Annotated in this window: 10 protein-coding genes; 2 read left to right on the forward strand and 8 right to left on the reverse strand. The window is 41.5% G+C overall.

The annotated features are described in order from the left end of the window. Positions 1-9 precede the first annotated feature (9 nt). Together nirB and SB717_RS03410 are read right to left on the reverse strand one after the other, a co-directional pair. Entirely contained in the window at positions 10-2,424 is a 2,415-nt protein-coding gene (nirB, locus tag SB717_RS03405) for a nitrite reductase large subunit NirB (RefSeq protein WP_410903210.1), read from the reverse strand. Between the two features lie 723 nt (positions 2,425-3,147). Then, positions 3,148-3,894, reverse strand: a complete 747-nt coding sequence (locus tag SB717_RS03410) for an SGNH/GDSL hydrolase family protein (protein WP_410903211.1) — start codon at positions 3,892-3,894, stop codon at positions 3,148-3,150. Positions 3,895-4,358: 464 nt separating this feature from the next. Here SB717_RS03410 and SB717_RS03415 point away from each other — a divergent pair, with 464 nt between their 5' ends. Then, positions 4,359-4,850, forward strand: coding sequence for a sigma-70 family RNA polymerase sigma factor (locus SB717_RS03415; RefSeq protein ID WP_045293088.1), 492 nt, complete (start codon positions 4,359-4,361; stop codon positions 4,848-4,850). A 101-nt stretch (positions 4,851-4,951) separates the two neighbouring features. Here the strand turns inward: SB717_RS03415 and SB717_RS03420 are convergent, their stop codons facing one another. The 4 genes from SB717_RS03420 to garR form a co-directional block, all read right to left on the reverse strand. Further along, on the reverse strand, positions 4,952-5,431 hold the full coding sequence (locus SB717_RS03420) for a competence protein ComK (protein ID WP_410903212.1): 480 nt from the start codon (positions 5,429-5,431) through the stop codon (positions 4,952-4,954). A 139-nt stretch (positions 5,432-5,570) separates the two neighbouring features. After that, the gene (locus tag SB717_RS03425) at positions 5,571-6,929 is read right to left on the reverse strand and encodes a GntT/GntP/DsdX family permease (protein ID WP_013055857.1); all 1,359 of its coding nucleotides are present in this window, start codon (positions 6,927-6,929) and stop codon (positions 5,571-5,573) included. 106 nt (positions 6,930-7,035) lie between these two features. Further along, positions 7,036-8,475 (reverse strand): four-carbon acid sugar kinase family protein, encoded by a 1,440-nt coding sequence (locus tag SB717_RS03430; protein ID WP_410903213.1) that lies wholly within the window; start codon positions 8,473-8,475, stop codon positions 7,036-7,038. Further along, complete coding sequence (garR, locus tag SB717_RS03435; protein WP_410903214.1) at positions 8,472-9,374, reverse strand: 2-hydroxy-3-oxopropionate reductase; 903 nt, start codon at positions 9,372-9,374, stop codon at positions 8,472-8,474. Before garR ends, SB717_RS03430 begins: the two co-directional genes overlap by 4 nt. 295 nt (positions 9,375-9,669) lie before the next feature. Between garR and SB717_RS03440 the strand changes: the two genes are divergently transcribed. Beyond that, positions 9,670-10,296 (forward strand): GntR family transcriptional regulator, encoded by a 627-nt coding sequence (locus tag SB717_RS03440; protein WP_171777580.1) that lies wholly within the window; start codon positions 9,670-9,672, stop codon positions 10,294-10,296. Positions 10,297-10,320: 24 nt separating this feature from the next. Here SB717_RS03440 and SB717_RS03445 read toward each other — a convergent pair whose 3' ends face one another. Continuing rightward, positions 10,321-11,901: an FMN-binding glutamate synthase family protein gene (locus SB717_RS03445; RefSeq protein ID WP_410903216.1), complete on the reverse strand. Its 1,581-nt coding sequence runs from the start codon at positions 11,899-11,901 to the stop codon at positions 10,321-10,323. 43 nt (positions 11,902-11,944) lie between these two features. Beyond that, a complete protein-coding gene (locus tag SB717_RS03450) occupies positions 11,945-13,666 on the reverse strand; it encodes a pyruvate oxidase (RefSeq protein ID WP_410903217.1) in 1,722 nt (573 codons plus the stop codon). Between the last annotated feature and the right edge of the window lie 2 nt (positions 13,667-13,668).

Raw genomic sequence — 13,668 nt, forward strand, 5'->3', positions numbered from 1 at the left:
CCCCCAGCATTATGATGTGACAACTGTCTCGAACAGCTCTTTTTTCGTTTTTTTGCTTTCGACGATTTCTTTCCAAGGATCACGGTACGTAGATAACGCTTCGTCCATACGCATATTCAGCTCTCTTCTCGTCTCCGCTTCATCAAGCACTGATTGAATGTGCGAAAGTCCCATGCGCTCAATCCATGCAGACGTACGTTCTAAGTAGTTAGCCGTTTCTCGGTAATACTGTAAATACGCTCCTGTAATGTCCATCAATTCTTCGTCTGTTTTTACTTTATACAACAAATCTCCGCCGCGAAGATGCGTACCTCCATTTCCGCCCACGTAAATTTCCCAGCCGCCGTCAATTCCAATAAAGCCAATATCTTTAATACCTGACTCAGCGCAGCTTCTCGGACAAGCAGATACAGCCATTTTCACTTTATGAGGCGTCCATAGTCCTTCAAATTTTTTCTCAAGCGCAATTCCAACGCCCATTGAATTCTGCGTGCCAAAGCGGCAAAACTGTTCGCCGACGCATGTTTTCACCGTCCGCAGCGACTTACCGTACGCGTAGCCAGAAGGCATATCTAATTCTTCCCATACGCTGGGCAAATCTTCTTTTTTAACACCAAACAAGTCAAGACGCTGACCACCCGTCACTTTTACGAGCGGAATTTCATATTTATCAACAACATCTGCAATTTTCCGTAAATCTTCTGCGTTTGTAACGCCTCCGTACATACGAGGAACAACAGAATACGTGCCGTCTTTTTGAATGTTTGCGTGCATGCGTTCATTCACAAATCGTGATTCGCGTTCATCAACGTATCCGGTTGGATTCACCATACCTAAATAATAATTCAGTGCCGGACGGCATTTCGAACAGCCTTCTTCATTATTCCACCCGAGTACATTCATCACTTCACGCGTATGCGAAAGGCCCTTTGCTTTGATTTCTTCGACAACTTCATCTCGTGACAGAGTCGTACAGCCGCAAATCGCTTCTTTTTGAACGGCCGCGTCAAAGTCAGCGCCAAGCGTATGCTGAAGCACTTCCGCTACAAGCGGTTTACATCCTCCGCAAGAGCGAGAGGCACTTGTACAAGCTTTGATTTCATCAACCGATGAGCATCCTTGTTTTTGGATAGCTTCCACAATTGTACCTTTTGTTACGCCGTTACAGCCGCAAATAATATCATCCGCGCTCATGCTTGCTACTAAGCTTTCACCGGCGTTACCGCCAGATGGCTGTAAAATCGACACTTTTGCGACATCGGATACATCTTCTTGCTTTTGAATCATTGAAAACAGTCGATTTCCGTCGCTGCTGTCTCCAAAAAGAACGGCTCCTACGATTTGATTGCCTCGCAAAACAAGCTTTTTATAAATGCCGTCTTGTTCATCGAACACTTTGATCGCTTTTTTCTCTTCATCTTCCGTGAAGTCTCCTGCCGAAAACACTTCAACACCTGATACTTTTAGCTGCGTGGATAAAATTGACCCTTCATAAGGCACTTTTTCTGCCCCGCAAATTGCTTTGGCTAATGCTTTTCCTTGTTCATACAAAGGTGCTACTAATCCATATACCATTCCTCTATGCTCTGCACATTCTCCGACAGCGTAGATGTTTGGGATATCCGTTTGCATATAGTCATCCACGACAATTCCTCGGTTTACATTAAGTCCCGCTTCTTTTGCAAGCTGGACATTTGGCTTAATTCCAACGGCCATCACGACTAAATCAGCGTCTAAAAACGTCCCGTCCTTAAAAGATAATCCTTCAACTCGCTCATCGCCGACGATTTCCGCCGTTTGTTTTTCAAGCAAAAACTTCATGCCTTGTTTTTCTAATTCATTTTGAAGCAATTTGCCGGCTGTTGGATCAAGCTGACGTTCCATTAAATACGGAGCTAAATGAATCACAGATACGTCCATCCCCAGATTTAACAGTCCGCGCGCTGCTTCTAATCCAAGCAGTCCGCCTCCAATAACCGCTGCTTTTTTATACTGCTGAGAAGCCTGCAGCATTTCATCCGTGTCTTTTATATCTCGAAAAGCCGTAACTCCTTTTTTATCAGAGCCTGGAATCGGAAGAATAAAAGGAAGAGACCCCGTTGCTAAAATCAACTCATCATACGATTCTACTCTGCCGCTGTTTGTCGCTACTTCTTTTTTTACTGAATCGATACTAGTAACCGTTTCGCCCGTATATAATGTAATATTGTTTTCTTGATACCAGTTCCAATCGTTTAACGTAATGTCTTCAACATTCGTATCTCCTTGCAGCACTTTTGATAGTAAAATACGGTTATAGTTCGGATGCGGCTCGCTTCCGAAAATCGTAATTTCAAACGCTTCGTTTGAAACCTTCAATACTTCTTCAATCGCTCGAACTCCAGCCATTCCATTTCCAATCAATACGAGTTTCTTTTTTTGCATCTTCCATTCCTCCCCTGGCGTCTATACCTGCTTGTTTCAAAGATATATTTTCCATGCATCTTTAAAGATACATTTAAGATATATGAATTTTCTGAATCGTTCAACTTATGTGTTAGATTATCTAACACAGTTATGGTATGTATGCGATTTCATTGCTTTAACAGCAAGCAAAAAAAATAAGTGGTCTAATGATGTTATTTGTATCATCCTTTGCATTTTATTTTGTGATATTTTTCACAACGTTAATGTAACAAGAATATGCAGCTTGGGCTATGATAAAAATCACTCCTATGAAAAATGATCAATAATTTGATAGTCTTATTTTAAAAACGTGAGTTAGTATCTTGCCATCTATCTTTTATCAGCATGCGAACTGATTATTGCGGGTATCGCAGACCAAGAAATCTAAATGTTTATGTACCAAAAATAATTATTCCAAAAAATTCTTTATAAAGAATTTTTTAGATAAACTGTTCTTTATAGTATTTACTATCCCTCTTAAGTTCTTTATAATGAAACAATGGAACTTTTATAAAGAACAGAATGGAGAATTGTAATGCCACTCGTAAACATCAAAAAGGTTTGGACCCCTTTAGAGATTTTTGGCTTTAAACTTTATAAGTGTAGAGATACCAAAAATTACTACTATAAAACGAGAAAAAGTCACAATCTAGCAAAATTGTAAAAAACAAGCCCTCTTTCAAAAGAAAGAGGGCTTGTTTTTTATTCTCCTGTAAACCAATTCACAACATATTCTCCCCACACTTCATTTCCTTTTTTCGTTAAATTGCCGCTGTCCTTATTTATATACTCTCCTAAATGAAACGGCCAAATGAGCGAGTGATTCATATAATATACCCAGTTTGCTTCAGAGACTCCCCTGATTGCTTCTACCCCTTCTTCATAGGACTCGGTTTGTGAAATATATGGCTGTGAAGGCTGAATCATAAGGGTTTTTTTCAAGTCTTTAAGCTGATGAATCAGCTTGTCTGTATTTTCAAGCGTCTCATCTAGCGTAAGGTGCTGATAGTCATTTTTAAGAGGTGCTTCAAACAGAATAATGTTTGGCTGAAGTTGATCAATTTGATCGGCAATATGTGAGGATAAAAGCTCATCTGTTGTTCGGCTGCCGTATGAAAGTGTTTTAACCGTAAATATATCACGTCCATATGTAGCTGCTAGCTCTTTTTTTAACTGCTGAGGCCACCCTGCTTCCTTTGCAGATGTGGCAAGCACAAGAGTCAGAGGCTTTTTATTTGCGATAGATGACTCAATTTGCTTTGTGATAAAGTCCGGAAGATTTTTTGTATAAGCAGATACATCAGAAAACTGTTTTTCTTTATGTATAACAGCAGTTTTTACTTCACTTGCCTGCGCTTCCGTTTGCTCTTGCCAGTGCTGCGCCCCCGCATACATCACCCCCCCGCACAAAACAGCCGCCGCCACATTTACCCCAACCATCGCCTTCATTCAATCTCCCCTTTACTCGTTTTCAAAAACCAACTATATTCTACCCACCAAACTTACATTCAACAAAATAAACAAATGGACGAACACAAAAATACTTCACTGAATCTGCCCTAAAAGGTCCACCTATCCGGATGAGACCAGCCCGCAAGGGAGGGGCTCATCCGGATAGGTCTAGCAACTCTACCATCACCGCTCTTTGGTGATGGTAGAGTTGCTACATCGATATAAGAGTAATTATAGATTAGTAGAAATTGGAATGGGGGACCTTTCGTACGTAAAATCTCTACAAATACACGTATACTTCGCATATTTCCTAGCGAAACGTGAAGTTTCCGGGGAAATTACGTCACGTTTCTTAAAAAGAAAACATAATGTACGTTCATTCGCGCATGTGATCTTCCCCTTGTACAGTAGAGATACCGGCGGAATACAGCAAAAACGCGTTTTTGAAAAAGGAAGGCTGCATGCAAAAAAGCTCGTTTGATCAAATTGCTTCATCTTTTCATCCATTAATTGTATCGATGATTAAAAAGTTTCACATTTACAAAGACTACGACGAATATTATCAAATTGCGTTAATTGGTTTATGGAGAGCGTATCAAAAATTTGATGAAAGCAAAGGCTCTTTTTCCGCTTATGCCTACACAACCGTGCGCGGTACGATCCTTTCTCATTTAAAAGGCACCATTTTATACGAAGAACGGGAAACACCTGCTGAGCAGAACCTGCTTTCACTGAACGAAGATCACGCTCTTCCCGTTCCGCTAGAAAGTGAAATTATCAAGCAGCATATCGAACATTTAACAGGGAGAGAAAAAATCTATGTACTCGAACATTTGCTAGAAGGCTACTCGTATAAAGATATTGCCTACAAGTACGGAGTCTCCACGGGAGCCGTTAAAAATTGGGGAAAAGCAGCTCGCAAAAAGCTAAAAGCCTCGCTTCTTCAAGAGTAAGAAAAGGAGGAAGCTTATCATAAGCTTCCTCCTTCCGTTCATATGTGTAGTCCAAACGATTGTTCATATGTAGGACAAGTTTATTCGATAAATCGAACGCATTATGCCAAGACAACCGGACTTTCTAAACAGTAATTACGGATAACAGCCGCTCTGGCCAGCTTTTTTTCTAAACTATAATAAGAAAGCTTCACTGGAATGAACGTTCCATCTTTGAAGTGAATTAGCATGGAGGTTGGATCAACTGTAGCAAGCGTGTGTGAAGTATGAACATGAGAGGCAAAAATCCAAGCGCAGCCATAGTCATTTGGCGAAGATGTCGGAAACGCAATGATGGCTTGTGAACGATTAATAACAAGCGGCGTAAGCTGTTTGTACGGAAACATTTTTCGAACGGCGGCAATCGATCCCTTAAACGTACTTAATTCCCGAATGCACGCTTCTTCTAATAATTGCTTACACGTCTTGCTTAGCATGTATTCTCCTGCTGCGTCCAGCACCTTCGTTCGGTGCACAGGATCGTTCACTGGAATCAATGCTTTTGTCGTCAAACCAATTTGATAGTTTTCATCATTTGTCATACATCTACCCCCTTTGCTACTTTATAACTATTCTATACTATCGAAAAGAGGAAAATCTAGTCTTTTTTTCTCATTATTTTAAATATTTCGAATATATTTTTTATCCAAAGAAAAAAGCGCTGAAACCAGCGCTTTTCTTTTAAATAAAAATGTCTAAAATAAGAACCATTGCAAAAGCTGCAAACGATAGAATCGTTTCCATCACTGTCCACGTTTTTAACGTTTGAGCCACTGACATATTGAAGAATTCTTTGATTAACCAGAAGCCAGAATCATTTACGTGCGATAGCATCACAGAACCTGCGCCTGTTGCTAGCACCAATAGCTCTGGGCTTACGTTTGGCATCGTTGCTGCGATAGGCGCGACAATACCTGCTGCTGTTGTCATTGCTACTGTTGCCGAACCAACTGCTGCACGAATTAATCCTGCAATTACAAATGCAAGTACGATAGGAGAAAGATGTGCGTCTTGAGCAAATCCTGCAATCGCGTCACCTACACCGCTTGCTGTTAAAATTTTATTAAAACCGCCGCCTGCACCAATGATTAAAATGATCGAAGCAACAGGTCCAAGACATTCGTTTGTGAATTTTAATAAATCATCTTTGTTGTACCCTCTTGCAAAGCCAAACGAATAAAAAGCAAAAACTAGCGAAATTAACAGCGCTACGATTGGACTTCCGATAAAGTTTGTTACGTAGCGAATCGTACTTGTTTCTGGATAAACAAACCCAGTGATTGTTGCTAAAAGCATTAACAGTACCGGAAGTAAAATCGTAAATAATGTAATTCCGAAGCCAGGAAGATCTTTATGCTTCGACTCTGTGAACTGCTCCATAATTTCACCCGTTGGCTCTACGTGAACACGGCGTGAAATGAACGATCCGTAAATAGGACCCGCCACGGCTGCAGCTGGAAATGCCACAACTAATGAATACAAAATCGTTTTACCTAAATCTGCTTTAAAGATATCCACCGCTAGCATCGCTGCCGGATGCGGAGGTACCAAACTGTGAACAACGGCTAAACCGGCAATTAATGATAAACCAATTTTAATAAGTGACGTACCCGTATGCTTGGCAATTACAAACACAAGCGGAATTAATAACACAACGCCAACTTGGAAAAAGACCGGGATACCGCAAATAACAGCTACAACCATCATTGCCCAGTGTACGTTCTTTTCACCGAACACTTTAATTAACGTGCGGGCAATACGCTCGGCTCCGCCTGACTCTGCCATCATTTTACCTAACATCGTTCCAAGACCAAGAACAATCGCGATAAATCCTAAAACGCTCGCTACTCCTTCTTGGAAAGCCGTTACGATATCAGGCAGCTTCATACCTGAAATAAGACCCATAAACAAAGCCGCAACAATCAGTGCTACGAACGGATTTGTTTTAAATTTAGCAATTAAAAAGATAAGTCCAACAATCGATACAATCGCATACAGCAAAAGACTTGCTTCATGACTTAATCCGAATACTGAATTCATATGTTCATCCCCTTAGTGTGACCATTTTTCATGTACGTACATCCAAATAATGTATACGCTTTCAAATATTTTCTAAAGTGAACGCACATCGTACGTTCACTTCTTTCTATTTACTTAGTAATTCAACCGTTTCTCGAAGCGTTGTTTTGGCTCCAACATTCCCAGGGAAAATGATGTATGCAATGCCTGGAAACTTGCTTTCCTCTCCCGTTACCCATACCGGAATGCCGGGCTTGATTTGTCCAGCAACCGTCGCACGCTTTACAGATAAGCCGTTTACGCCAATATCACTTGACGTAATGCCGCCTTTTGCGACGATAAAGTTTGGACGAACGTTTAAGCGGCGAACAATGCTTGTAACCGCATCTGAAATTTTCACCGATAATTTAAGCTCTTCTTCTTTTTTGCCCTCGCCAAGATCTAAGCGCTCGCGTCTTGTATACACAGCTACCGTTTGACCTTTGGAAATAAGCTTTTCTGCTTCATTGATAATACAGTTCACTTCTTCTTCAAACTTTTCAGGTTCTAAGACAAGATGACAATCAAATTCAATAAATTCAATGAAGCTGCATTTCTTTAATTCTTCTAACTGCTCTGTTGTTTTTTTAACATGCGAACCAACCATAATTAATCCGCCATTTGACGACTTTTCTTTAATGAGCTCTTCTTTTGTTAAAAGGGCTTTGTCGCTCACGCCGCCCATCACTTTTGTTAGAGCCGCAGCGCTTCGATACATAAAGTGCTTTCCAAGCTTCATCGCGTGAAGAAGCGCAATCGTCACAACTTTCACGTCTACATAATCCACTGCGTTCACGATCACTTTGTTAAAGTCTTTCACTTCCATTAACTGATTTGTGATCGTCACTAAATCAAGTGCACGAATGCTCCCGAGCGAAATATACGTCGTATGACTTGCTTTGAATTTTCCTCCTGACTTTTCTTCTACCCACTCGCCTAAATGAGATTTACTGTAGCCAAACGTACGGTCTTTTGCAAACTCCGTTTCTCCTGCCGGCACTAAGTAGTCTTCATCCTGCACGTAGTGAATGTTATCAACTGTGAATCGTCCGCCTTCTTTAAAAAAAGGAAAAATAACTTCACCATGGAGCACTTGATTGGAGTGCTGTTCAACCGTTTTCTTTAACACTTCTGTTTCTAACGGATAGTGACCGCGAAGAGTTGAATCACCTCTGCTGATAATTAAAAACTCTTTATCTACTTCAGCCGCTACCTCTGTAATAACAGCGGCAATGTCCGCGTGGGCTTTTTCCGTTTCAGAAGCGGTAAATCCGCGTGAATTTGTTAGAATAAAAAACATGGAGTTTTCTTCTAAAAATCCTTGCTTGATACTGTCTTTGCTCCAGTCTGTATAAACAGAAATCCCGTTAACCGTTTGAACACCCGTTGGATCATCATCTAGCACAATGATTTTTTGATTAAACGTCAGCAGCTCATCATCCAGCATTTTTTGTACAAGTGCTTCATCGACCGCTGGAATGTTTTTAAACACATCGCTTACAAGACGTTTTTCCTGCTGTTTAATCATGCTTCCACCTTCTTTTTCACTTCAACGTTTGCTAACTTTTCATAGTACTGCACAATTCCGCCGTGATCATCGCTTGCTTTTCCGTCTACTTTTAACGCGTGGAAAATTTCAACAAGCTGACTTGAAAGCGGAAGCGGTACGCCAATGTCATGAGCCGTTTCCATCACGTTTGTCATATCTTTTAAGTTAATATCAATGCGTCCGCCTGCTACAAAGTTGCGGTCTAAAATAAGCGGCACTTTTGCATCTAATACAGCGCTTCCAGCTAATCCGCCGCGAATTGCTTGATACATTTTTTCAACGTCAATGCCTGCTTTGGCTGCTAGCACAAGTGCTTCAGACATCGCTGCAATGTTTAAGTTCACAATCACTTGGTTCGCAAGCTTAGCCGTTACGCCGCTTCCGTTGTCTCCAACAAGCGTTACTTCTGCTCCCATCGCATGAAGAATAGGTGAAACGCTTTCAAAGACATGCTCATTTCCTCCGACCATAATCGCAAGCGTACCGTCAATTGCTTTTGGCTCTCCGCCGCTAACCGGAGCGTCTAGCATGTGAATTCCTTTTTGTGCAAGTTCAGCCGCAATTTCTTTTGATGCTACCGGTGAAATGGAGCTCATATCAATGATAACGCTTCCTTCTTTAGCGCTATGAATTAACCCTTCTTCTCCAAGAACCACGCTTTTTACATGATGTGAAGCCGGAAGCATCGTGATCATCACGTCGCTGTTCACTGCAACTTCAGCAAGGCTTGCTGCTCCAAATCCTCCTGCTGCTTTCACTTCTTCCACTGCTGCTTTATTAATATCGTAAACCGTTACCTCAAAACCTGCTTTTAATAAATTGAGCGTCATCGGTTTTCCCATAATTCCAAGTCCAATAAATCCAACGCGTTTTGTCATTTTCGTTTCCTCCCCTTGTTGTATACGTTTTCAAATAGTGTTTTAAAAAAGAATGTATACATCAAAATATTTTTTGTATACATTTTTGATAATTTTGTATACACTCATCATATTCGCATTTTATTTATTTGTCTAGCGTTTTTTTAAAATGAAATTTATTTCCAAAACCGAAATTTTCCGTCCCACGTTTTCACAAGTTATAGTATGATTTGGGTATACGCGTACAAAATGATAAAAAATAAAGAGAGAAAGAGACGAGATTTTCTCGTGTCGAATGCTAGAGGTGAAGTAGAGTATGTTAAGAAATCAAGGTTCTCGTTCGTCTCATCACCCTTCTTATGAGATGATTCGAGATAAAATTTTAAATGGTGAGCTTGAAGGCGGTACAAAAATCGTCGAAGAAAAATTAGCGAGCGAGCTTGGATTCAGCCGAACGCCAATTCGTGATTCCATTAGACGGTTAGAATATGAAGGACTGATTGTTCGAAAAAAAGTCGTGTCGCCGACAGAAAAAGATTTACGCAACTTGTTTGAAGTGCGAATGCTGCTAGAAGGCTCAGCTTCTAAAGCTGCCGCGACTTTTTTGTCTGATAACGAATTAGAAGAATTAAAGGAATGCGTAGACATCGGAAGAAACGGCTCGTTTGAAGAAATTATGAGTGCAAATGAACGTTTTCACGCCATTATTGTGAACGCAAGCAACAATGACGTAATGATTAACATCATCGACCGCATGCAGTCGATCATTTACTTGTTCCGCCATACCGTGGTGTTTTACAACCGCCCGTTTTTAATTGACGAGCATGAAGACATTTATAAAGCTATTAAAGAACGCAATGCTGAAAAAGCACAAACGTTAATGCAAGAGCATCTTCAAAAAGACTTAGAGTTTTGCCTGCATTTGCTTCAGCGAAGACAATAAAAAAGCTGCCAATCGGCAGCTTTTTTATACGTACATCTTTTCTTTTACAGAAATATCAGCTAACTGTCCGCTGCTGTTTTTGAACACCACGTGTTTTTTTGAAAACTTCGTTGGCGAATCAATACCGGCTGCTGCGGCTAAATTAAACAATCCTTCACGTAATGATAGCACGTAGTTGCACACGCGGTATGACTTTTCTTCAATAATAAGCGCTTTTTGCAGCTTTGGATCTGTTGTCGCTACGCCGACTGGGCACTTATTGTTGTGACAAACCTGCGCTTGAATACAGCCAACAGAAAACATAAAGCCTCTGGCAATATTAACGCAGTCGGCACCCAGTGATAAAGCCGTCGCAATTTTATCAGCCGTTAACAGCTTGCCCGATGCAAAAAGTTTTACTTGATCACGAACGCCATATTTTTTAAGCAGGTCATCCACAAAAGGAAGTCCTGAAAACAGCGGTACCCCGGCTCCGTCCGCTAGTTCTTGAAACGATGCGCCCGTTCCGCCTTCTGCTCCGTCGATCGTAATAAAATCAGGTCCGCTTCCTGTCTCTTTCATATAGGCCGCCATTTCTTCAAGATCATTTGTGTTTCCGACAACCATTTTAATGCCTACTGGCTTGCCGCCCACATTTCGAAGTTTTTCAATAAACTGGAACATTTCAGGGTACGATGCAAACTCTTTAAAGCGGTTTGGACTGTCTACCGATTCTCCTGGCTTCAAGTTGCGGATTTCTGCGATTTCTTCCGTTACTTTTGAACCGTCCACGTGACCGCCTCGCGTTTTAGCTCCTTGGGCGAGCTTAATTTCAAACGCTTTGATTTGCTTCATTTCACTTTTCTTTTTAAATTCTTCCCACGAAAATTCGCCTTCTTTTGTCCGAACGCCAAAAAGCCCGGGACCAATTTGAAAAATGATATCGACGTTTCCTTTTAAATGATACGGTGACAGTCCGCCTTCTCCCGTGTTCATCCACGTGCCGCCTGCTCGTCCTAAACCTAGTGATAAAGCCGTAATCGCGTGGTCACCCAACGCTCCAAAGCTCATGGCTGATTGACCGATTAATCCTTTTACAACAAACGGATTTTTGCATGAAGGCCCTATAACGACCGCTTCTTCATCCCTCAAATAAAACGGATCCGCTTCTTTTTCTTCTCGGTGCTCTCTTCGGCTGAATAAGTTATCCGCGTCCATTTTATATACTTTCGTTTTAATTTTTTGTGTATTATCCGCTTTCATTTCATCGCGCTGCTTTGGAAACACCGCGTTTCGAATATAATAGCCGGGTTCGCTAAAATCACGCTCTGAACCAAACCCCATCATTCGGTTGAGGTACTTGCCTGACTTAACGGTTTGCTCGTATTGATTTCTAGAAAACGGCTTGCCTTCATTATTATTTAAAAATAAATACTGACGCAGTTCAGGCCCCATCTTCTCAAAAATATAGCGTATTTTACCGAGCAGCGGATAGTTTCTCAAAACCGAATGCTCTTGTTGTTTTTCATCTTTCATCCAAAGAATAATAGCCATAATAACCGGCACTACAATCACAAGCATCATGACCGCACCAAAAATAAGTAAAATGATTTCAAACACTCCCATGATATCCCTCCTAAAAAGACTCTCCTGTAAGGAGAGTCACTGATTAAAGCATTCTGCTTAGTCCTTTACGAAGCGGCGGCATTTCAAGCTCGTGTTCTTTGAAGAACTTTTTCATGATATGCTTCGAATAATTGGCTGCTTGTCCAAATGAAATTTTGCCTGGAAGCGGCGGTTCATCCGCAATAACAACATCAATCACAACAGGAACATTCGCAAGCGCTGCTTTTTCAAACGCTGTTTCGAGCTCCTCGTATTTTTCAACGCGGTAGCCAATTCCTCCGCACGATTCAGCGAACTTCGCAAAGTTCATTTCACCAAGCTGCGTTTGGTAATCCAAATGACCTTGAATTGCTTGTTCATATTTAATCATCCCGATTTCACTGTTATTAAGGACGACGACAACAATCGGCAGCTTATACTTCACAGCCGTTACAAAATCTTGCATCACCATCGTAAAGCCTCCGTCACCGCATACGGCTACTGATTGTTTTTCAGGATGCGCAAGCTTTCCTGCAATGGCTGCCGGAAGTCCGCAGCCCATCGTTGCCAGCCAGCTGGACACCACAAATTTTTGATTTGTCATGCGGAAATGTCTCGCCATCCATACCGTCACGTTCCCGACATCAACAGATACAATCGCATCATCATCAACGATTTTTTGAAGCTTAGGAATGACTTGCTGCGGCTTGATTGGCGTACTCACTTCATTTTCCTCTTTTTCTACGTGTTTCCACCAGTTTTCCATATTAACTTGACACTCTTCTAAAAAACGGCGATTTTCTTGATAATCTAAATTATGCGTAAGCTGTGACAGCGTCGTTTTAGAGTCACCGACTAAGCCGATTGATACAGGGTAGCGTCTGCCAATTTGTGTGGCATCTGAGTCCAGCTGGATTGCTTCGGCTCCATCTGGTAAAAATTCACGGTATGGATACGAAGTCCCAACCATAATTAACAAATCGGTTTCTTCCATTGCTTCATACGCCGGCTTCGTCCCGAGCTGCCCGAGCTGTCCTAGATTATAAGGGTGACGGTCAGGCAGTATTCCTTTAGCGGGCAGCGTAAAAATAACCGGCGCTGCAATTTTCTCCGCAAACTGCGCTAGTTCAAGCTTCGCATGCTTTGCACCTGTTCCTGCTAAAATAACCGGTTTTTTTGCATATTTAATGGCTAAAAGCGCTTTAGCTACATCTTCTGGGTCACTGTGAGAAATGGATTTTGATATATTGGCAATTGGCGTTTTTTCATCAATTTTAATCGTTGAAGATGGGATATCATCTGGAATGACTAATACCGCGACGCCTTTTTTCGCATAAGCCGTTCGAATCGCTTGCTGAAGCAGATGCGGAAACGATTCAGGCGAGTCTACGCGGTGATTAAACACCGACACGTCGTCAAAAACACGTTCTAAGTTCACTTCTTGAAACGATTCGTTGCCAAGCTTCGCACGAGGCACTTGTCCAGCTAGCACTAACACCGGTGCACCGTCTGCTTTCGCATCATATAAGCCGTTTAACAGATGAATCGCACCCGGCCCTCCAATCGACAGACACACGCCGATTTTGCCTGTAATTTTAGCGTAAGAAGATGCCGCAAGTGCGCCTACTTCCTCGTGACGGACTTGAATAAATTCAATTTCATCTTTTTCACTGCGCAGATTGTCCATAAAATGATTGATGGAATCTCCTGGCATACCGAAAATGTGATCGATCTTCCATTCTTTTAATACCGACATAGCTGCTTTGCCAGCTGTAGTTTTTATCATAT

The sequence above is a fragment of the Priestia sp. SIMBA_032 genome (assembly GCF_046535215.1).
Lineage (GTDB): Bacteria > Bacillota > Bacilli > Bacillales > Bacillaceae_H > Priestia > Priestia aryabhattai.